The organism is Aestuariispira insulae (assembly GCF_003385955.1).
Lineage (GTDB): Bacteria > Pseudomonadota > Alphaproteobacteria > UBA8366 > Aestuariispiraceae > Aestuariispira > Aestuariispira insulae.
Genome location: NZ_QRDW01000014.1, coordinates 32,162 through 53,920 on the forward strand (window position 1 = coordinate 32,162; position 21,759 = coordinate 53,920).

18 protein-coding genes are annotated in these 21,759 nt (G+C 55.6%); 13 read left to right on the plus strand and 5 right to left on the minus strand.

Going from position 1 to position 21,759, the window contains the following annotated elements:
• Nucleotides 1-54 precede the first annotated feature (54 nt).
• The 8 genes from DFP90_RS20465 (at nt 55) to DFP90_RS20500 (ending at nt 10,151) form a co-directional block, all read left to right on the plus strand.
• Nucleotides 55-1,773, plus strand: coding sequence for a long-chain-fatty-acid--CoA ligase (locus tag DFP90_RS20465; protein WP_425452187.1), 1,719 nt, complete (start codon nt 55-57; stop codon nt 1,771-1,773).
• Nucleotides 1,774-1,897: 124 nt separating this feature from the next.
• Nucleotides 1,898-2,323 (plus strand): MerR family transcriptional regulator, encoded by a 426-nt coding sequence (locus DFP90_RS20470; protein WP_245957137.1) that lies wholly within the window; start codon nt 1,898-1,900, stop codon nt 2,321-2,323.
• A gap of 66 nt (nt 2,324-2,389) precedes the next feature.
• Nucleotides 2,390-3,514 (plus strand): thiolase family protein, encoded by a 1,125-nt coding sequence (locus DFP90_RS20475; protein ID WP_115938981.1) that lies wholly within the window; start codon nt 2,390-2,392, stop codon nt 3,512-3,514.
• Nucleotides 3,514-5,838, plus strand: a complete 2,325-nt coding sequence (locus tag DFP90_RS20480; RefSeq protein ID WP_115938983.1) for a 3-hydroxyacyl-CoA dehydrogenase/enoyl-CoA hydratase family protein — start codon at nt 3,514-3,516, stop codon at nt 5,836-5,838. Before DFP90_RS20475 ends, DFP90_RS20480 begins: the two co-directional genes overlap by 1 nt.
• 20 nt (nt 5,839-5,858) lie before the next feature.
• Nucleotides 5,859-7,640, plus strand: coding sequence for an acyl-CoA dehydrogenase C-terminal domain-containing protein (locus DFP90_RS20485; protein ID WP_115938985.1), 1,782 nt, complete (start codon nt 5,859-5,861; stop codon nt 7,638-7,640).
• A complete protein-coding gene (locus DFP90_RS20490; protein ID WP_218044765.1) occupies nt 7,630-8,253 on the plus strand; it encodes a thioesterase family protein in 624 nt (207 codons plus the stop codon). Before DFP90_RS20485 ends, DFP90_RS20490 begins: the two co-directional genes overlap by 11 nt.
• A 29-nt stretch (nt 8,254-8,282) precedes the next feature.
• On the plus strand, nt 8,283-9,101 hold the full coding sequence (locus tag DFP90_RS20495) for an SDR family oxidoreductase (RefSeq protein WP_115938987.1): 819 nt from the start codon (nt 8,283-8,285) through the stop codon (nt 9,099-9,101).
• Between the two features lie 288 nt (nt 9,102-9,389).
• Entirely contained in the window at nt 9,390-10,151 is a 762-nt protein-coding gene (locus DFP90_RS20500) for a substrate-binding periplasmic protein (protein WP_115938989.1), read from the plus strand.
• Here the strand turns inward: DFP90_RS20500 and DFP90_RS20505 are convergent, their stop codons facing one another.
• The 3 genes from DFP90_RS20505 to putA all read right to left on the minus strand — a co-directional run bounded on the left by DFP90_RS20505 (nt 10,152) and on the right by putA (nt 15,377).
• Nucleotides 10,152-11,054 (minus strand): Dyp-type peroxidase, encoded by a 903-nt coding sequence (locus DFP90_RS20505; protein ID WP_115938991.1) that lies wholly within the window; start codon nt 11,052-11,054, stop codon nt 10,152-10,154. It lies immediately after the preceding gene.
• A 53-nt stretch (nt 11,055-11,107) separates the two neighbouring features.
• Entirely contained in the window at nt 11,108-12,160 is a 1,053-nt protein-coding gene (locus DFP90_RS20510) for a GlxA family transcriptional regulator (protein WP_115938994.1), read from the minus strand.
• A 70-nt stretch (nt 12,161-12,230) separates the two neighbouring features.
• Nucleotides 12,231-15,377, minus strand: a complete 3,147-nt coding sequence (gene putA, locus DFP90_RS20515; RefSeq protein WP_115938996.1) for a bifunctional proline dehydrogenase/L-glutamate gamma-semialdehyde dehydrogenase PutA — start codon at nt 15,375-15,377, stop codon at nt 12,231-12,233.
• Nucleotides 15,378-15,564: 187 nt separating this feature from the next.
• Here putA and DFP90_RS20520 point away from each other — a divergent pair, with 187 nt between their 5' ends.
• The 3 genes from DFP90_RS20520 to DFP90_RS20530 all read left to right on the plus strand — a co-directional run bounded on the left by DFP90_RS20520 (nt 15,565) and on the right by DFP90_RS20530 (nt 16,766).
• Complete coding sequence (locus DFP90_RS20520; RefSeq protein WP_115938998.1) at nt 15,565-16,047, plus strand: Lrp/AsnC ligand binding domain-containing protein; 483 nt, start codon at nt 15,565-15,567, stop codon at nt 16,045-16,047.
• Nucleotides 16,048-16,192: 145 nt separating this feature from the next.
• Nucleotides 16,193-16,522, plus strand: a complete 330-nt coding sequence (locus tag DFP90_RS20525) for a hypothetical protein (protein ID WP_115939000.1) — start codon at nt 16,193-16,195, stop codon at nt 16,520-16,522.
• Nucleotides 16,523-16,574: 52 nt separating this feature from the next.
• Nucleotides 16,575-16,766 carry a hypothetical protein gene (locus DFP90_RS20530; protein ID WP_115939002.1) on the plus strand — a complete coding sequence of 64 codons (192 nt, stop codon included), beginning with the start codon at nt 16,575-16,577 and terminating at the stop codon, nt 16,764-16,766.
• Nucleotides 16,767-16,821: 55 nt separating this feature from the next.
• Here DFP90_RS20530 and DFP90_RS20535 read toward each other — a convergent pair whose 3' ends face one another.
• Nucleotides 16,822-17,598, minus strand: a complete 777-nt coding sequence (locus DFP90_RS20535; RefSeq protein ID WP_115939004.1) for a helix-turn-helix transcriptional regulator — start codon at nt 17,596-17,598, stop codon at nt 16,822-16,824.
• Between the two features lie 497 nt (nt 17,599-18,095).
• Here DFP90_RS20535 and DFP90_RS20540 point away from each other — a divergent pair, with 497 nt between their 5' ends.
• Nucleotides 18,096-19,235 carry a glycosyltransferase family 4 protein gene (locus DFP90_RS20540; RefSeq protein ID WP_115939006.1) on the plus strand — a complete coding sequence of 380 codons (1,140 nt, stop codon included), beginning with the start codon at nt 18,096-18,098 and terminating at the stop codon, nt 19,233-19,235.
• Here the strand turns inward: DFP90_RS20540 and DFP90_RS20545 are convergent, their stop codons facing one another.
• The gene (locus DFP90_RS20545; RefSeq protein WP_115939008.1) at nt 19,236-20,126 is read right to left on the minus strand and encodes a DMT family transporter; all 891 of its coding nucleotides are present in this window, start codon (nt 20,124-20,126) and stop codon (nt 19,236-19,238) included.
• 163 nt (nt 20,127-20,289) lie between these two features.
• Between DFP90_RS20545 and DFP90_RS20550 the strand changes: the two genes are divergently transcribed.
• A complete protein-coding gene (locus DFP90_RS20550) occupies nt 20,290-21,675 on the plus strand; it encodes a multicopper oxidase family protein (protein WP_115939010.1) in 1,386 nt (461 codons plus the stop codon).
• Nucleotides 21,676-21,759 lie beyond the last annotated feature (84 nt).

Below are 21,759 nucleotides of genomic sequence, written 5' to 3' on the forward strand. Positions count from 1 at the left end.
AATTGGCACCGCTTCGCCGGTTTCTCAAACTGATGAAAGATTGGGTCGTGTGCCATGAGTAGTTCTGCGATAAAATTGCCTATGGATCAAAGCACAACCATAGGTGACGACGTTTTGGGCAGTATTCATCCTCCGGGTGATTGGGCGAATTTTACTTCGTTGATCGAGATGTTTGACTGCTCCGTTCGGAATTATGCCGACCGGCCCTGCGTTGATTTCCTCGGCAAGAAATATACATATGCGGAAATTGATGCGCTTGTGGCAAGGGCCGCTCATGGATTTCAGCAACTGGGGCTTGGCAAAGGCAGCCGGATAGGTCTTTGCCTGCCGAATACCCCATACTACGTCATTTGTTATTTTGCGGCGTTGAAGATTGGCGCCACTCTGGTGAATTTCAATCCGCTCTATGCGGAGCGGGAATTGGAATATCAGATCAATGATTCCGGTACCGAGATCATGGTGACGTTGGATCTGAAACAGATTTTCCCTAAGGTGAACAGCTGTCTGAAGACCACATGCCTTAAGCGCATTGTGGTTTGCGCGATGGACGAGATTCTGCCACCGGTCAAAAGTGTTCTGTTTAATGTTTTAAAACGCTCGGAATTGATCGACTTTCCGCGTGATCCCCAGCATTTGTCCTTCACCCGTTTGACCAATACAAGTGGGGAATTCAAAGCCGAATCCATTGATCCGGAACAAGACCTGGCGGTGTTACAATATACCGGTGGCACGACAGGGGTGCCTAAAGGCGCAATGCTGACGCACAGGAATTTGGCGGCCAATACCAATCAGCTTTGTAATTGGAAGCCGAGCACGGATTTCGGCAATGAGCGGGTGTTGGCCATCCTGCCATTCTTCCATGTTTTTGCGATGACGGTTGTGATGAATGTAGGCCTGGCGATCGGGGCGGAGCTGATTTTGCTGCCGCGGTTTGAACTTGAACAATGTCTGAAAGTCATTGCCAAGAAGAAGCCCACTTTCTTCCCCGGTGTGCCGACCATCTATACCGCGATCAATGGTGCGGAAAACCTCAAGAAATTTGATTTGTCCTCCTTGAAATTCTGCTTGTCGGGCGGGGCGCCGCTGCCGGTGGAGGTCAAGAAGGAATTTGAAGAGAATACCGGCTGCAAGCTTGTCGAAGGCTATGGTTTGAGCGAATCCTCGCCTGTTTTAACCGCGAATCCGTTTCTGGCGGCCCCCCATCCAGGGTCCATTGGTGTGCAGCTGGGCGAGACTGATGTGCAGATCCGAAATCCTGACAATCTCACCGAGGAGGTTGCGCAGGGCGAAAAGGGTGAAGTTTGTGCAAAAGGTCCGCAGGTGATGCAGGGCTATTGGAATAATGTCGAGGCTACAGCTGATGTCTTTACACCGGATGGTTATTTGCGGACCGGTGATGTCGGCTATCGGGATCCGGAAGGATATATTTATCTGGTGGACCGGATGAAGGATATTATCCTGTGCGGTGGTTATAACGTCTATCCGCGCAATATCGAAGAGGCGATCTATCTGCATCCCAATGTGGCCGAGGTCACGGTGATCGGCATCCCCGATGACTATCGTGGTCAGGCACCTAAAGCCTTTATCAAGCTGGCGGATGGCAAGTCGCTTAACAAGGAAGAACTAAAGGATTTCCTGAAGGATAAGATTTCGCGAATCGAAATGCCGAGCGATATCGAATTCAGAGATGAATTGCCGAAAACCCTGATCGGGAAGCTGTCCAAGAAGGAGCTTGTCGAGGAGGAAGCCGGGAAAAATCAGCAAACAGCCTGATTTTTCATAAAAAACGCCTTTGATAATTATCTAACCTTTGCGTCATTGTTCACTCTGTGCGAGATTAAAGTGACTTTTTTCCTTGAAAGTGACGTATACGTAATTACAATAACGGTTAGGTTAGATGAGCGTTCAAAAAATAATGGCCGACTCCAGCAGTGATTTTTACACGGTGCCGGAACTGGCGAAAGAATTCGGGATCACCCCCAGGGCGATCCGGTTTTATGAGACGAAAGGACTGTTACAGCCGCAGCGGGCAGGGAATACGAGGATATACACCAAACGGGATCGTGCCCGTCTGATCGTGATCCTGCGTGGGAAAAGGTTGGGCTTCACGCTCGCCGAAATCTCCGAATTTCTTGAGCTCTATGACGTGGACACCACCCAAATCAGCCAAATTCAGATGCTGGTCACCAAAGTCCGGGAACGGGTGTCGGATCTGGAAGAGCAGCGCAAGGCACTGGAGACAGTCCTAGTGGAATTGAGGGATATCGAACAGCAATGTGTCGATGCCCTGAGCGAGAAGGGGGCGGAAATCCCCACGACATAATTGGAGCGCGTGGTATCGCAGGAAGCATGCTGGGCGCTCCGGAGTTAAACAAGGAGCGAACAGAACATGCGGAATGTGGTTATTGCGGGCTATGCCCGGTCCCCTTTCCATTTCGCCAAGAAAGGCGATTTGGCAAAGGTGCGTCCTGATGAATTGGCGGCCCAAGTGGTCAAATCCCTGGTGGAACGCACAGGCGTTAATCCGGATGACCTGGAAGACCTGATCCTGGGCTGTGCTTTCCCGGAAGGTGAGCAGGGGCTGAATATGGCCCGCCTGGTCGCTTTTCTGGCCGATCTGCCGCAATCGATTGGCGGCGTCACTGTCAACCGGTTCTGCGGTTCCTCCATGCAATCCATTCATCAGGCGGCCGGTGCCATTCAACTGAATGCCGGCGAAGCCTTTATCTGTGCCGGTGTTGAGAGCATGAGCCGGGTTCCGATGATGGGCTTCAACCCGCTGCCGCATCCGGGCCTCTATAAATCAAACCCGAATGCCTATATCGGCATGGGCGACACGGCCGAGAATGTTGCCGATAAGTACGGCATCTCGCGCAAAGCCATGGAAGAGTTTGCCGTCGCCAGCCATCAGAAAGCGGCCAAGGCCCAGGCGGATGGCAAGCTCAAGCCGGAAATCGTCACCATTGAAGGCGTTGAGGCTGATGGCTGTATTCGCGGCGATGCCTCCATGGAAGGCCTGGCTGATTTGAAGCCGGCATTTAATGAAAACGGTTCGGTGACGGCAGGCACATCCTCGCCGCTGACGGACGGTGCTTCCGCGGTGCTGGTTTGTTCGGAAGACTATGCGGACAAACACGGTCTGGACAAGATCGCTCGGATCAAATCCGTTGCCGTTTCCGGCTGTGCCCCGGAAGTCATGGGGATCGGCCCGGTCGGAGCCTCCAAAAAGGCGCTTGAGCGTGCCGGTATCAAGGCGGCGGATCTTGATGTTGTGGAATTGAACGAAGCCTTTGCCTCCCAGGCACTGGCCTGCATCAGTGACCTTGGTTTGGACCAGGGCAAGATTAATCTCGACGGCGGCGCGATCGCGCTGGGTCATCCGTTGGGCGCGACCGGTGCGCGCATCGTTGGCAAAGCGGCAAGCTTGCTTAAGCGGGAAGGCGGCAAATATGCGCTGGCCAGCCAGTGCATCGGCGGCGGCCAGGGTATTGCCACGATCCTGGAGGCGATCTGATGGCGGAAATTAACAAGGTTGCCGTGATCGGTGCCGGTGTCATGGGGGCCGGTATCGCCGCCCATGTCGCCAATGCCGGCCACGAGGTGCTGCTGCTTGACATTGTGCCGGACGGTGCGGAAGACAGGTCCGGTATTGCCAAGGGCGCGATTGCCAAATTGCTGAAGGCTGATCCGGCCCCGCTCAGCCATAAGCGCAATGCCAAACGCATCATGCCGGGCAATATCGAGGATAACCTCGATGCCCTGTCTGAATGCGACTGGATCATCGAAGCGGTGATCGAGCGGCTGGATATCAAACAATCGCTCTATGAGAAGATTGACGCGGTACGCAAACCGGACGCGGTGGTTTCTTCCAACACCTCCACCATTCCGCTGGAACAGCTGACCGCGAAAATGTCGGCTTCCATGCAGGAAAATTTCCTGATCACCCATTTCTTCAACCCGCCGCGCTATATGCGCCTTCTGGAAGTGGTGTCAGGTGAGAAAACCTCCGCCGATGCTGTTGCGCGGGTCAGCGCATTCTCGGACCATAAATTGGGCAAGTCCATTGTGACCTGCAAGGACCGTCCGGGTTTCATCGCCAACCGTCTTGGCATCTATTGGGTGGCAACGGCGATCCAGGAAGCCATGGATCAGGGATTGACCATTGAAGAGGCCGATGCGGTTGCGGGCAGACCGTGTGGTGTGCCGAAAACCGGTGTCTTTGCATTGATGGATCTGGTCGGCCTCGACCTGATGCCCCATGTGGTGGGCTCCATGCTGGATGCCCTGCCGAAAGATGATCCCTTCGTCACCGGTCATAAACCCAACCCGCTGATCGAAAAGCTGATCGCGGATGGTTATACCGGTCGCAAAGGCAAGGGCGGTTTCTATCGCCTGAACCGGGAAGGCGGGCAGAAGGTTAAGGAAGGCATTGACCTTAAGACCGGTGAATTCCGCCCGTCGATCCGGGCCAGCCTGGAAAGTGCCAAGCTGAAACCGCAGAAACTGCGCGACCTTGTCACCCATGAAGATAAGGGCGGCCAATTTGCCTGGAAGGTTCTGGCCAAAACCTTGTCTTATGCCGCCAACCTGGTGCCGGAGGCCGCCGATGATATCGTTGCCGTCGATGAGGCCATGCGCCTTGGCTATAACTGGAAATTTGGCCCGTTCGAACTGATCGATATGATGGGCGCGGACTGGTTTGCAGAAGCGCTGGAAAAAGACGGCATGGATGTGCCGGGACTTTTGAAGATCGCCTCCGGCAAGAGTTTCTACCGGATTGAGGGTAACAAGGTCCAATACCTGACCGTTGATGGCGATTATGCCGACCGGGCGCGCCCGGAAGGTGTGATCATGCTGGAAGACATAAAACGCGGCCAGCAACCGGTCTTGAAAAACGGTTCGGCCAGTGTTTGGGATATTGGCGACGGGGTGCTCTGTTTCGAATTCACCTCCAAGATGAATTCCCTGGATGCGGAGATCCTGGGCCTGATCAAAAAGACGGTGCGCCTGGTGCAAAAAGATTATAAGGCGCTGGTGGTTTATAACGAAGGTTCCAACTTCTCCGCAGGGGCCAATTTGGGCCTAGCATTGTTTGCAGCCAATATCGCAGCCTGGCCGGAGATCGAGAATATCGTGGAAACCGGCCAGGAAGCTTATAAGGCGCTCAAATACGCCCCCTTCCCTGTGGTCGGTGCGCCAAGCGGCATGGCCCTGGGCGGCGGGTGCGAGATCCTGCTCCATTGCGATGCGGTCCAGGCCCATCTGGAAACCTATATCGGCTTGGTTGAATGCGGTGTCGGCCTGGTGCCCGCCTGGGGCGGCTGCAAGGAGCTGATCGACCGCTGGACCAAGAACCCGAAATGGCCCAATGGAGCCATGGCGCCGGTTGGCAAGGCGTTTGAGATCATCTCAACCGCGACTGTTGCCAAATCGGCGGAAGAAGCCAAGACCCATCTTTTCTTCCGCGACCATGACCGGATCACCATGAACCGCTATCGCCTGTTGGCCGATGCCAAGGCCTATGCGCTGGAATTGGTGGACGGGTATGAAGCACCTGAGGAAAGCACCTATCGCCTGCCGGGTGAAAGCGCCAAGGTTGCCTTTGAAATGGCGGTCGACGGGTTCCACCGGATGGGCAAGGCCACGGATTATGACCGCGTGGTTGCCGGGGAGCTGGGCGCTGTTCTCTCAGGCGGTGACACGGATGTCACCGAAGAACTGTCCGAAGATGATGTGCTGGAACTGGAGCGGGACGCCTTCATGCGGCTTGCGCGCAAGTCCGGCACCCTGGCCCGGGTCGAGCATATGCTGCTCAAAGGCAAACCCCTGCGGAACTAAGGAAGCGAGGAATAAGAGAAATGGCTGTTTATCAAGCCCCGATTCGGGATATGCGCTTCGTTCTGCACGAGCTGATGTCCGTCGAAGACCTGGCCAAACTGGAAGGCTATGAGGATGCAACGCCAGACCTGATCGATGCGGTGTTGGAAGAGGCTGGAAAAGTAACTGAAAACGTGCTTTTCCCGCTGAACCGCTCCGGCGATGAAGAAGGCTGCGTTTATGAAAATGGTGTTGTCCGCACCCCCAGCGGTTTCAAGGAAGCCTACAGTGCCTTTGTTGAAGGCGGTTGGCCCAGCCTGAATTGTGATCCGGCCTTTGGCGGCCAGGGCCTGCCTCATACGGTGAGCCTGATGGTCAGTGAAATGATCTGTTCGGCGAACCTGTCCTTTGGCATGTATCCGGGCCTCTCCCACGGTGCCTATTCGGCACTCGCCAAATATGGCACGGATGAATTGAAGGAAACCTATCTGCCGAAACTGGTGGACGGGACCTGGTCTGGCACCATGTGCCTGACCGAGCCTCATTGCGGCACGGACCTTGGCCTTTGCCGGACCAAGGCAGAACCGCTGGAAGACGGATCCTATGACATTACCGGCACCAAGATCTTCATCTCGGCCGGTGAACATGACCTGACGGATAACATCCTGCATTTGGTCCTGGCCCGCACGCCGGATGCGCCAAAGGGCATTAAGGGTATCAGCCTTTTCCTGGTACCTAAATTCCTGCCCAATCCGGATGGGACGCCGGGTGCGCGCAATGGCGTCATGTGCGGTGCGATCGAACATAAGATGGGCATCAAGGCCTCGTCCACCTGTGTGATGAATTTCGATGGGGCAAAAGGCTGGCTGGTCGGCAGCCTGAACAAAGGCATGCGTGCCATGTTCACCATGATGAACGAAGCCCGCCTTTTGGTCGGCATTCAGGGACTTGGCCTTGGGAGCGTTTCTTATCAAGGCGCTGTGGCATATGCCAAGGAACGCACCCAGGGCCGCTCTTTGAGTGGGGTCAAGCATCCGGATAAGTCTGCCGATCCGATCATTGTGCACCCCGATGTCCGGCGCATGCTGTTGACCCAACGTGCCTATGCGGAAGGCTGCCGGGCGCTGGGCGCCTGGGTCGCGAAAGAGCTGGATATCTCGCATAAGCATTCTGACGCGGCCCGCCGGGAGGAAGCGGACGATTTTGTCCAGCTGATGACGCCGATCGTCAAGGCGCTGTTCACCGATATGGGCTACGAGAGCGCCAATATCGGCATGCAGGTGCTGGGCGGCCATGGTTTCATCCGCGAACATGGCATGGAGCAATATGTCCGTGACTGCCGCATCGCCCAGATTTATGAGGGCACTAACGGCATCCAAGCACTGGACTTGATTGGCCGCAAGCTGCCGGCCCATGCGGGCCGCTATTTGCGCCGTTTCTTCCATCCGGTGCAGAGCTATATCGAAGCCAATATTGCGGATGAGCGTCTGGCCGAATTTGTCCAGCCGCTGGCCAAGGCTTTCGTCCGCCTGCAGCAGGCAACCGCTGCTTTGGCGCAAAAAGGCATGAGCAATCAGGAAGAGGCCGCCTCCACGGCAACCGATTACCTGCGTCTCTTCGGCCTGGTCGCGATGAGCTATATGTGGTGCAAGGCGGCAACCGTCGCGCTTGATAAGCTGGATGAGGATAAAGCCTTCTATCAGGCCAAGCTGGATACGGCGCGCTTCTTCACCGCCAAAATCCTACCGCAGACCGGGGCCTTGTTCTCAACCCTTATGGCTGGGGGTGACACCCTGATGGCAATGGATGAGGATGCCTTCTGATGATTGGGATTTCGTCCAGGACGAAAGCTATCGCAGGGTCTCGCTCGGATCGATCTGGGGACTGAATATGTATCCCTTTATCCGACTGATCAAAGTGCTGGCGAAGGGCTGGCTCGGAAAGCGTTTGGAGCCGGATCAGACATCCGTCCTGCATTTCCGAGTCTGGCCCAACGACCTGGATACCAACATTCATATGAATAACGGGCGCTATCTGACCATGATGGATCTGGGGCGGTTCGACCTCACCATCCGGATGGGCCTGGGCAAACTGGTGTTCAGGAATAAATGGATGCCGGTTCTGTCCTCCTCCAATATCCGTTACCGCCGGTCGCTGCTGCCCTTTGCCAAATATGAACTGCACAGCCGGCTGCTGGGATGGGATGATAAATGGTTCTATATGGAGCAGAAATTCATCCATAAAGGGGATGTCTATGCCATTGCCCTGGCCAAGGGCGCCTTTAAGCTGGGCCGGCATACAGTGCCGATCCGGGAAATTACGGAAGGGCTGGGCGTCGGTTTCGACCTGCTGGCCCTGCCGGACTATATCGATCATTGGAATGCACTGGAAAACGGCGTGCGCCATGACATGAAATCGGCGATTGCCGCAGAATAGATCTACAAAGAATAACAGGAGCGCGATTTATGGGAAATCTAAACGGGAAGACGATCTTTATCACCGGCGGCAGCCGGGGCATCGGTCTGGAGATTGCCAAGCGGGCGGCTGCGGACGGCGCCAATATCGCCATAGCCGCAAAAACCGCAGAACCGCATCCGAAACTGCCGGGTACCATTCATACAGCAGCCGGCGAAATTGAGGAAGCAGGCGGCAAGGCCCTGGCCCTGCAGGTGGATATCCGGGACGAGGATCAGGTGGCGGCCGCGGTCAAGGAAACCGCCGACACCTTCGGTGGGATCGATATCCTGATCAACAATGCCAGTGCCATTAACCTGACCGGCACGCTGGAAACCCCGATGAAGCGGTTTGACCTGATGCATGGGGTGAATGCCCGGGGAACTTTCTGTGTGTCCCAGGCCTGTATTCCTTTCCTGAAACAGGCGGAAAACCCGCATATCCTGACCCTGTCGCCGCCCCTGAACATGCAGCCCCACTGGTTTGGCAACCATGTGGCCTACACCATGGCGAAATATGGCATGAGCATGTGTGTTTTGGGGATGGCGGAAGAGTTCGAGGATGAGGGAATCGCGATCAACGCGCTCTGGCCGAAAACGGTGATTCACACTGCTGCGCTGGCCATGCTGGGCGGTGCCGTGAAGCCTGAATATTGCCGCACACCGGCCATTGTTGCGGACGCGGCCTATGAGATTCTGAACCGTCCGTCACGTGATTGCAGCGGCAACTTCTTCATCGATGAAGAGGTTCTGGGCGAGGCCGGAGTCACCGATTTTGAACAATATGCGGTGGTGCCTGGCAACAAGTTGCTGCCGGACCTTTTCCTCTAGAAGGTTCGGTTGCGGGAAATGCCGGAAGTAACCTGAACCCCTTCCGGCATTTCCCTTTTACGGTTTGTCCCTGACTGCTGTGGGGGCAGGGGCCGGATCTGTTTGGCGGATATACGATGATGGTTCCTGACCGACATTATCGCCGCCTATTCCCGGTGGATCTGGCCTGTGAAGGGGATGGTGTGGAAGCGCTCCGCCATCCCCTTTTATCTTTGTTGCCACAATGTGAAGGTATTCATGCTAGAATGATCCCAATCGAGCCCGGAAATCGCCGATTGGGAGATTGCCATGAAATTGTCTGCATTCATTGCGGCATTCGGCTTCTGGATGACTTTGCTGACATCTGCTCTGGCGCAGGATGCCCGGGTTGTCCGTTTCACAACAACCCACTATCCCCCCTATCTGGATGAGCAATCCTCCGGCGGAGGTTTTTTTACCCAGATCATCCGGGAAGCCTACAAGACACAAGGCTATCAGATGGAGGTGAAGTTCTTCCCTTGGAAGCGGGCGGTGATTCTGGCCAAGGACGCGCAGGGTTTTGACGGGATCTTCACTTTCGGAACGATCAATGAAGAACGGGAGCGCGATTATGTCATCTCCGATCCGCTTCCCTCTCTGGAATGGGGTTTTTTCCGACGGGTGGATCGGCCCATCGCTTATCAAAAGATGGATGATCTCTTCCCCTATCGGATCGGGATCGTGCGGGGGTATGCCTATGGCGGCGGTTTTGACGAGCAGAAGGAAAAATTCCAATCCATCGTGGTCGCCAATAATGATATCGCGTTGATCAGGATGCTGGCGGACGACCGGGCGGATGTCATCCTGTCCGACCGGTATTTCGCGGAATATCAGCTGAACCGTGATCTGGTGGATCTGCGCGACCAGATTACGTTCATGGAGCCTGCATTGGTGACTCAGGGGCAATGGCTGGCGGTATCTAAGAAAACCGACGATCCGGAAGCTAAAGTGGCGGCTTTTAATGCCGGTTTGAAAATCCTGCGCGACAGCGGCCGTATGCAGGACATTCTGAAAGGCAATTACCTCTATTGATTATGGGCGTATCAGGCGGTCCAGAGCGGATTGTGATGGCGCGAACCAATAAGCTCCGGTGACGGGCGTGGAAAATTCCGTGATCCGGTCATAGAGCCCGTCATCTGCGATACCGAACATACGGTCCAGCTGGACCTGGATGCGCTGGGTCTCGCAGGCAAAGCTCAGGAAATAGAGACCGTGTTCTTCCGTCGTGCCAAAGGGGAAGCTCTGACGCCAGATTTTTTGGGCGACACCGTCAATTTTCACATCGGTCCGGCTGACATGGGAATCGTCCGGCATGTCATCGCCTTCCAGCTCTTCATTGTCATATTTCGTCCGTCCGATTACCCGGCCCTGTTCATCGTCATCAAGCGCGTTGAATTTCGGCAGATTGTGAACCCATTTCTGGGTGAAGACGATGGAACCATCAGCACCGGGCTGGTGCGATGCCACCAGCGCAGCGGGGAAACGGTCGTCTTCCTTCGGGTTGGCGGTGCCATCTTCAAACCCCATCAGGTCCATGGATTCATAATAGATGAAGCCTGGTTGGGAGAGGATCACCTCGCAGGTATCGATCAGGGCATTGCGGGCGATCAAGGCCGCGTCGAAGACTGAGCTTGGATCGTTATTCTTGAACCAGAGCCAGAGATCACCCTGGGATGCTGGCGCATCCACCGTGACCGGACTTTTGATTGCCTGGAAGGAGGTCAGGTCAGCCGGAACCTGGTCTGGGGAGAGGCGTTTCCAGAGGTCCGGCCCGAAGCCGACTGCGCATTGTGGCGGATTGTCCAAACCGTTGGAAAGCGCTGTTCTCAAGGCCAGCAGGAAATCCTGGTCGGAAGCCCCCTGGCGCAGTTTCAATTCCAATGCGTAGTGATGACGGAAACCTTCGGTGAAAATGGATTTCTGTGCGTTTTGCATCTCTGTTGCCCCTGGCCTTGAGTATACTGATCCCGACCAAATATTGGGTGGGATCAGGCCTGGGTCAATCCTTGATATGCCTCTGTGCTCTTGCAGGGGGGGTGTTCTAGGGTTTGCTGGCGAATTTGGGTCGGTGTATGGCCGTAATGGGCCTTGAAGACTGAGTTGAAATGCTCAACCGTGGGAAAGCCGCAGCTGAGCGCGATATCTAAAATTGTGCGATCACTGTTGCGGATGTTTTCAATGGCCATATGAAGGCGCATTTCTCGGATCAATTCATGGATGCCTTTGCCCAGGATTGCGCGGAATTTCCGTTCCAGTTGCCGTCGTCCGATATTGAGACTTTTGGCAAGGTCATCAATATTGATCGGCATGGTCAATTGATGTTCGATTTTGCGAACAGCCCGTTTGGTGACCGGGCAGGCTATTTCCCCCTGGTAGACCGGCACAGATTGGATATGATCGGGCTTTCGGACCTGGTCCAGCAACATCATGCGTTGGCATTTGTCCGCCCAGGCCGGTCCGAGATGCCGCCCAACCAGCGATATTGCCAGGTCCGTGGCGGCGGCGCCTCCGGCACAGGTGATGACACCCGCTTCTTCCCGAAAGAGGCTCTCGGCGTCAATTGGTATGGCACCGAAGGTCCTCAGATAATCGTCTTGATGATACCAATGAACGCAGACAGGGATGCGGCCGGTGACCCCGGTTGCCACAAGGGCGGCTGCACCGCCACCAATGCCGGCCAGCACCACGCGTTCGGCATGCGCTGTCTTTAGATAGGCACGGACTTGTTTCTCAACAAAATAATCCTCGCCCGGCGTATTGCCAAAGACAATCAGGTAATCGAAATGCGTGGGGGCGGGTGGATATTTCTCGACGGCGATGTCGATACCGCAACTGGACCTGATGCGGCTGTTTCCAGGGGCCAAAAGAGTCCAGCGGCAATTGCGCTGACGACCGCCAAGACCTTTGTCACCGGCCAGGCGCAACACATCGATGATGTTGGAAAAAGAGGTCAGATTGAACCCGTCCAGCAATAGGATGCCGATAGTCAAAGCGGGGTCCGGACTCGGATTATGCATGGTCAATGTCATTGTGGAACTCATTCCGGAAAAACCACCGTCATGGGGACAGAGAACCCATGACGGTGGACAGAGTTTGTGAAGCAGGCAGGTATTAAGCTTCCAGGGACATCAGGCTGGCATTACCGCCTGCGGCGGTGGTGTCGATACTGATGGTGCGTTCGGCCGCAAAACGGTGCAGATAGCGCGGGCCGCCTGCTTTCGGGCCGGTGCCGGACAGACCTTCACCACCAAAGGGCTGAACGCCGACGATGGCGCCGATCTGGTTCCGGTTTACATAGGCATTGCCCACATGCAGATTCTTGCAGATATAGGCGACCTTTTCCTCGATCCGGCTGTGGATCGCAAAAGTCAGGCCGTAGCCGGTGGCGTTGATATCCTCAATGACCTTGTCCAGCTGGCTGGCCTTGAAGCGAACCACATGCAGGATCGGGCCGAATACTTCCCGCTGCAGTTGGGACAGGCTTTCGATCTCATACATGCGCGGCTCGAAATAGGTGCCTTCTGGACGATTCTTGGGCGCGGCAACCGCCTTGAGCAGTTTGGCTTCCTTGTCCATCCGTTCCGCATGTTTGACCAGGATGTCCCGGGCATCGGCATCAATGACCGGACCGATATCGCTGGACAGATATTGCGGGTCATTGACATGCAACTCCTCCATGGCGCCCTTGATCATCTCGATCAGCTTGTCGGCGATATCATCCTGGACAAAGAGGATGCGCAGCGCCGAACAACGTTGGCCCGCGCTTTGGAAGGATGAGATCAGAACATCGCGGGTCACCTGTTCCGGCAGGGCAGAGGAATCCACGATCATGGCGTTCTGGCCGCCGGTTTCGGCGATCAGCGGCACAATCGGTCCGTCCCGCTCGGCCAGTTTGCGGTTGATCAGACGCGCGGTCTCGGTGGAGCCGGTGAAAGCAACACCGCCCAGACGCGGGTCGGAGAGCAGGGCATTGCCGATGGTCGGGCCATCACCTGGCAACAGGTGCAAAATCTCGCCCGGCACACCGGCTTGCAACAGGATCTTGACCGCTTCATAGGCTATCAACGGGGTCTGTTCCGCAGGCTTGGCGAGAACCGCATTGCCAGCCGCCAGGGCGGCTGCGACCTGGCCGGTGAAAATCGCAAGCGGGAAGTTCCAGGGCGAAATGCACAGGAAGACCCCGCGGCCATGCAGGCTGATGCGGTTTTCTTCTCCGGTTGGTCCCGGAAGCGGCATGGGGGCAGCGAAATCGGCCCGCGCCCGGTTGGCGTAATAGCGCAGGAAGTCGACCGCTTCGCGCAGTTCCGCCACGGCGTCATTCAGGGTTTTGCCTGCTTCCTTCATGGTCAGAGCCATCAGGCGCGGTCCCTGTTTTTCAAACAGATCCGCCGCGGTATTCAAGATGTCGGCGCGTGCGTCCGCCCCTTTGTCATCCCAATGCGGTTTGGCCTTCAAGGCCCGGTTCAGGGCGTCGACCGCCTGATCCGCATCCGCTTCCTGGACGATGCCGACCACTTCCGCATGGTTGGCCGGATTGAGGATCTTGCTTTCATGGCCACGCATCTCCGCACCGCCGATCAGCGGGCAGGCGCGGAAGGTCTCGGCGACTTCTTCCTCCATTTCCGCTTTCAGCGGGGAGAGTTCATCCGGGCTGGTTACATCATAGCCTGCGGCATTGCGCCGGTTCTTGCCAAAAAGATCGGCGGGCAGGGGAATGCGCGGATGATAGCTTGGCATGTTGCGCGGCGCTTCGGCGAGCGGGTCGGCGATGATTTCGCGGATCGGCGCGCTTTCGTCCACAATCCGGTTGACGAAAGAACTGTTGGCCCCGTTTTCCAACAGGCGGCGCACCAGATAGGCCAGCAGGTCCTCGTGGCTGCCGACCGGCGCATAAATACGTACCGGATAGCCTTTGCCTTCCTTACCCACCACCTGGTCGTAGAGTGCATCGCCCATGCCGTGCAGGCGTTGGAATTCAAAGGCGCCGTTGGTACCGGCCATTTCCATGATCGCGGCCAGGGTATGGGCGTTATGGGTGGCAAAACAGGGGTAGAAAGCTTCCGGCGCGGACAGAAGTTTTTTGGCACAGGCCAGGTAGGAAACATCCGTGTTCACCTTGCGTGTGAAAACCGGATAGCCGTCCAGGCCCATTTCCTGGGCGCGCTTTATCTCGGTATCCCAATAGGCCCCTTTCACCAAGCGCACCATCAGGCGCCGCTTGGTTCGCCGTGCCAGTTCGGTCAACCAGTCGATCAGCGGGGCACAGCGCTTCTGATAGGCCTGGATGGCAAGTCCCAACCCCTGCCAGTTTTTAAGCGAGGAATGTTCCGCGACCGCTTCGATCAGGTCGAGGGAGAGGTCAAGGCGGTCCGCTTCCTCGGCATCAATACAAAGGCCGATATCGTAATCCGCCGCCAGCTGGCACAGCTCGATCAGGCGCGGCAGCAATTCTTTGCGCACCCGTTCTTCCTGGCCGAATTCATAGCGCGGATGCAGGGCGGAAAGCTTGACCGAAACACCCGGCGCCTCAATGCAGCCGCGGCCATTGGCGGCCTTGCCGATGGCATGGATCGCATTGGCATATTCCTCGAAATAGCGTTCCGCGTCCTCCATGGTGCGGGCGGCCTCGCCCAGCATGTCATAGGAATAGCGATAGCCGAGGGCTTCCTTGTCCTTGGCGCGTTTCAGGGCTTCATTGATGGTCCGGCCCATGACAAATTGGCGGCCGAGGATTTTCATGCCCTTCATCACGGCCTGACGGATCACCGGTTCGCCGGATCGCTGAACGAGGCGTTTCAGCACACCGCCCCATTCGCCGCCTTCCGCTTGTTTATTCAGGTTCACAACCCGCCCGGTCAGCATCAGCGCCCATGTGGAGGCGTTGACGAACAAGGATTCCGAATGGCCAAGATGCTGTTCCCAGTTCGCGCCGCCGATCTTGTCCTTGATCAAGGCGTCTGCGGTATCGGCATCGGGAATGCGCAACAGGGCTTCTGCCAGGCACATTAAGACGACGCCTTCCTGGCTGCTCAGCTCATATTCATGCATGAAGGCATCAATGCCCGACGATTTTACGCGGTCCTTGCGGACTGTGGTGACCAGTTTGCGGGCCTTGGCTTCGATCCTGTCGCGCTGTTCGGCGGGCAGGTCAGCCTGGGCCAGGCGTTCCTTCAAACATTCCGTTTCATCCATACGATAGGCATCACGGATTTTCTGACGAAGCGCACCGGCTTCTTTCAGGGGCTGATCGAAAATCATTTTTGTCTCTCCAAACATGCCACTGTGGGACTTGGACCCTATGCGGTGGCAGCACTCCACAACAATTCAGCGCAAACTGGCTGTCGGGGCGATGATATCAAATGAATAGCAGAATGTGCTTCTGATTTGCGATAATTGACGATATTATCGCCATCAATTTTTGAAAACTATAGTGGAATATTCTGTTATGGCGTCGGAAGTAAGGGAACTGGACCGGATCGACCGGAAGATTTTACGCACGTTGCAGGACTTCGGCCGGCTATCCAATGTGGATTTGGCCAAGATGGTGAATCTCAGCCCGACGCCCTGTTTAGAGCGTGTCCGACGGTTAGAGCGTGATGGGTTCATTAAAGGTTATAAAGCCATCTTGGAGCCGGCCAAGCTGGGGCAGGCCCTCACCGTTTTTGTTCAGATGACCCTGGACCGGACCACGCCTGATGTCTTTGATCTCTTCCGGGATAAGGTGCGTGAACTGCCAGAGGTTGTGGAGTGCCATATGGTGGCGGGTGGTTTTGATTACCTGCTGAAGATCCGGGTCCGGGACATGACCGCTTTCCGGCATTTCCTGGGCGAGCAATTGACCAGTCTGACGGGCGTGTTGACCACGCATTCCTATGTGGTGATGGAAGGTGTCAAAGAAGGGGATAGTGTGACGATTCTTGAGTCCTGATGTGAGTATAAAATGGACGTTAGTTGTTTGTATATCAATGACTTGAAGTCACCTTGACGGATATGACAATTGCCGGTGAAAGCGGGATGAGGCAGTATTGTTAACAAGTTATTAACGGGGCATGCACGGTGAAAGGGTATGTATCATGAATCGCAAGGATGATCTTGTCTTATTGGCTACAGGCCTCTGTGCTCAAAACTCTAATCTTTTCATTGACCGCCGCTGTGGACGCGACCGGCGTGGTGAAGGTGGAGGGCGCCAATCCGTTGGCTGGAGCCAGCGCCGCTATCAGTTCCGTTCCTTCGACGACCGCCGGCAAGCCAGCCAGGAGCCGGACAAGCTTTCCAAAATGCTCAATGAGCGCGAACGGGTGAGTGAACCCGTTGACGGTGATTTGATACACGCGCTCTACCGGCTGCTGGAGCATTTGCAGGACCGCAGAGCAATTCCGGGCAAGAATTCCCAGTCCTTCTGAGGGGTAGGAAGGTTTTTTTCCAATACTGGATGGCGGGCGCTTGGAGAAAGTTATGTCTAGGCTGACAAAATGTGACAAATACCCCCGGCAGAATATCTATGGGCGTGAACAACAGAGCCTTTCTTCGGGGCATCTGCAGCATGATGAAAAGGATAACTCTTTTGAAGTCATGAAGGGGCTTTTGGTGGCCTTGTTCTTTTCCGTGATTTTCTGGGGGACAATTCTGTTCTTTTCCCTGGGCTGAGTTATTCTCTCGCCTTTCGGGCACCGTCGGCGCGTCTGGCTCCGAAAGGCAGATATCAGGGGTCGATATTGTAATCCTTGGCGACCCGGATCAGCATCTGTTGAACGGTGGCATATCCGTAGCGGTCCCGCACGCTATAGAGATAATGCCGCACGGTTCGGGCTGGAATGGATGTGATGATTGATATCTCTTCCAAAGTCTTGCCGGCTATGGCCCATGTCGCTACGCGCCATTCCTTCTGGGATAGCTGAACCGACCGTTTCACCCGCTGGGTATGATTAAGATTCCAGGCCGTCCGCAGCATTTGCGAAGCCAGCCGGAAACTCTCTTCCATGCCGGGTTCCGGTACATTGTCGAGTACGAAGTTAACCGTCGAAATATTGTCCTGAAGATCCAGCCCCGGCAGGGGCACCAGGATCATTTCTTTGACGTTCCAATGCGCCATGGATTGATAGTTATATAATAGACGATCGTGGAAATGCCGATTGTCCGTTGGCATGAGTGTGTGGCGCAAGAGATTGTCCTTGCGCAGTGCCCGGCCGTAATAATTGTCTGGATTGCGATAGTCGGGTGGCGGCAGGGGGGAGTCTATATAATGCTCCACCAGCATTTCATCGGTTTCTTTGTCGAGGCAGGCATGATTGTGATGGTGCCGGACAACGGACATGCTGCCTTTATCGCCCAAATTGAAATGCCTGTCGGTCCAGCTGACTCTGAGAGCACCAAGGGTTTCACAGATATGAACAATGGCTGATTTAGTTTCATCAACCGTGTTTGCCGTGACCAACTCTTTCCAAATAGGACTGAAATGCTGGAAGATGGGATAGCTCAACTTAAGGTCCCCAATCAGTATTAAAGCTGCCCCCAGCTCTTGTCTTTTTCCTGCGAGCCGTGGCTCCGATACGCCTCATCGAAACCATCCACCGGTTGATTCAACTATATCAGCACATGCCTCGGTGAAAAACCGCTCTCAGGTCAGGAATATGCTGATTTTTCTCTGGGATTCTCCTTAAAAGAGAAAAACAAATGTGATAAAGCTATTAAAAGCATTATTCATGGTTGCAACAACACCTTCGTCAAAGCCGATTTTCCGAACAGATCAGTCTAAGATCCAATATCATGGATAGAACTGTTCAATTGGTTTGGTCGCTATGATACTACATTAGGTTCAATTGTTAATCATTTGTTAATATTATTATCAGAATACCACCGATGAACAATTGTCAGATGTGCCAAGCAGATGAATTGCCCGGCTATTGGGTAATGAACCCGTGACGAAAGGGGGGGGGAAGGGTATCTTCTGGACCAATCTACAGGGTCTGAAATGTCATGGGTGACAATGTGAGTTTACGTGGAAAGACAATCCTTTATCTGGTTACCGAGGACTGGTATTTCTGGTCCCATCGCCTGCCGGTTGCCCGGGCGGCCAAGCAGGCTGGTGCGCGGGTTGTTGTTGCCACCAGGGTCAATGATCATGGTGATCGCATCCGGGCAGAGGGATTTGAGTTGGCCGACATCCCCTTTGACCGAAGCGGTTTGAACCCGGTGAGGGATTCCAAAACCCTCATGGCTGTTTTGCGGCTCTACCGGCAGGTCCAACCAAATCTGGTGCATCACGTAGCGCTGAAACCTGCACTTTATGGCGCGATTGCTGCTTGGCGGGCCGGAGTGCCTGCAGTGGTGAATGCCATGGCTGGCATGGGCTTTATGTTCATTTCTGACAGCCCGAAGGTGAAAATCCTGCGCCCGGTGATCAAGCTGGCTTTTCGCCTGCTCAATAATCGGAGATGCAGCCGTCTGATCCTGCAGAACGGCGATGACAAAAAACTGTTCATGCGGGAAATGGGGGTCAGGCCGGATCATATCCGCGTCATTCGCGGGTCCGGTGTGGATCTGGCCCGGTTTTCGGTCAGGCCTGAACCGGTCGGTACCCCGGTTGCGGTCTGTGTCAGCCGCATGCTGTGGGACAAAGGCATTGGGGAATTGGTTGAGGCGGCCCGGATCCTCCGGAAACGCAATGCGCCAGTCACCATCCGGCTCGTCGGGCCAACTGATGATAACCCGGCATCGATCCCGCAAGGGGTATTGGACCGATGGGCCGCAGAAGGCGTTGTTGAGGTGTTGGGGCCATCCAATGACATCGCCGCTGTTTACGCAGATGCCCATATCGCGGTGCTGCCCTCCTACCGGGAGGGGCTGCCTAAATCCTTGCTGGAGGCGGCGGCCTGCGGCCGTCCGATGGTGGCAACCGATGTGCCGGGCTGCCGCGAGGTTTGCCGCGAAGGGGAAACAGGCCTGCTGGTGCCTCTAAAATCAACGGTGGAACTGGCCGACGCCCTGGAGAAACTGGCGAACAGCCCAGATCTGCGACGCGCCATGGGGGCGGCCGCACGGAATGCCGCAGAAACTGAGTTTGCCGATACGATCATCGCGGCGGAGACCATGGAGCTTTATCAGGAACTGGTCTGATCAGGGGGCCGGTGATTTCCCATCCACACGCCCCCGGTGGATCAGATAGAGCCCGCTCAAAATCACGATGCCACCACCGACCCAGGCATAGATATCGGGCAGCGAATCAAACATCGCCCAGCCTAACAGCAGCGCCCAGAAAATCTGGCTGTACATGAAGGGGGCCACTGTGGTGGCTGCGGCATATTTATGGGCCGCGATGATCAGACTGTGGGCCAGCCCGCCAAACAGGCCGATGGCAACAAGCGCCAGCCAGACATTGGTTCCTTCCGGCATTTGCCAGAAAAACGGTACCGCCAGGCTGGAGGCAACGGCGCCGATCAAGGCGGTATAAAACAGGGTCACCGGCATCGGGTCACTGTTCGCCAGTTTCCGTGTCGTGACATTGAAGGTCGCCATGCAAAAAGCGGCAGCCAGGATAAATAGCGCGCCGGTGCCAAGCCCCTCCATGTCAGTACCGCCGATATCGGGACGCACGATCACCAGGGTGCCGATGAAGCCGACCAAGGTCGCGCATAATGATCGCCAGCCAACCCGCTCGCCCAGAATCGGGATCGAGAGCACCACCACCAACATGGGCACGGTAAAGAAAATGGCGGTGGCCTCCGCCAGGCCGATCATGGTCAGGCCGGTAAAAAATAGCAGGCTGTCAATCATGAGGATTAGGGATCGGCCGGCCTGCATCATCGGGCGGCTGGCGCGGAACAGACTGGTGCCGTGCTTGGGCCACAGCAGGATCACCATCAAGATCAGATGGCCCAGATACCGTGCCCAAAGCACCATCATCACCGGCAGATACTGGCCAAGATATTTCGCCAATGTTTCCTGGACGGAGATCACCGCCATCGCCGCGAGCATATAGAATATGCCGCGCATCTGTTCCGTGCCCAAGCCCCTGGCCCCTTATTGTATCGCTGCTTGATATATCAGAAGAGCCTCAGCTTAGTGGATCGAACATCCAGGTCAAGCTTGATTCAGATCAGCGATTTCTTGCAATTGATTATCTATATCAGTTATCTCAAACCTCCATTGTTGAGAAGGGGCTAAGGAAATCATGCCTGCGAACCGTCGCCAGTTTATTAAAGGACTTGCCGCCGGCAGCGTCTTGCCGTTGCTGGGGGGCTGTTATGCCAACGGCCTGAATTCCCGTGTGGTGGATTTGACGGCAAGGAGCGCCAAGAAACAGCTACTGGCCAATGGGGCGGTAACCGAGGTTTTTGACTATGCCAATAGTCCGGGGCCGGTTATTTTGCGGGCCCGCCAGGGGGAGCGGTTCACGGTTCGATTTCGCAATGATCTGGAAAAACCGACCACCATTCATTGGCATGGAATACGCCTCGATAACGCCATGGACGGCGTGCCTTTCCTGACCCAGGATCCGGTGGCGCCGGGCAGCAGTTTTCATTATGAATTCACGCCGCCGGATGCTGGTTCCTTTTGGTTCCATCCGCATTTTGACAGCCTGGATCAGATGGCGCGCGGCTTAAACGGGGTATTGATCGTGGAAGAGCGCGAGGATCCTGGATTTGACCTGGATTTACCTTTGATGCTCAAGGATTGGGTGTTAACGGATACCGGTGAATTTGGCCGGATCACCAGCAAGCGCGGCATGTCGCGTGCCGGCACGTTCGGCAATATCCGGACGGTCAATCACCAGATAAACCCGCTCTATCATGTTCCAGCCGGTGGCTGGGTGCGCCTTCGTTTGATCAATGTGGATCTGACACGGGTCTACAAGATCATCCTGGATGCGGTGGAAATGCCCGAAGCCTTTGTGATCGCGGTTGACGGCAATCCGATCGCCAGCCCCAGCCCCTTTGGGCGGGAACATATCGGTCCGGGACAGCGTCTGGATGTTGCTGTGAAAGTGCCGGATCGTCCTGGTGCTGTCTTTGCCTTCCGCAATACCTCCTCTTCAAAACCCTGGGAGATGTGCCGTTTCCAGGCGGAACGTGCGGATGATGTGGATGTCAGGCGCGCCATGCCCCGGCTGCCCTTGAACCCGATCCCGGAACCGGATCTGGCCGCGGCAAAGGAAATTACCTATCGCTTCGACAGCGGTGTGGGGGACGGTTATGCGATCTGTGGCGGCATTCACGAAAAGGTGCCGACCTTCTGGACCATCAACGGGATCGCTTGGCCGGAATATGCAATATTGCCGCCGCCGTTGGATGTTCTTGAAATGGGGCGGAGCTATATCTTCGAATTGGCCAATCATACCCCCCATACCCATCCCATTCATATTCATGGCCTGACCTTTAAGATACTGGAATCGAACAAGCGGGCGGTCGATCCCTTTCATACGGACACAGTGTTGCTGCGCCCGGATGAACGGGTCCGGGCGGCCTTCGTGGCCGACAATCCGGGTCACTGGATGTTCCATTGTCATATCATCGAACATCAGGTTTCCGGTATGATGGGCCATCTGCAGGTGGTCTGAGGCGGACGGATCACCGGTGTTAATGAAATTTCAAGATTTTCCCGTGTAATCTCTAAGCCAGTGGATTGGTGAATCCGGAGATGT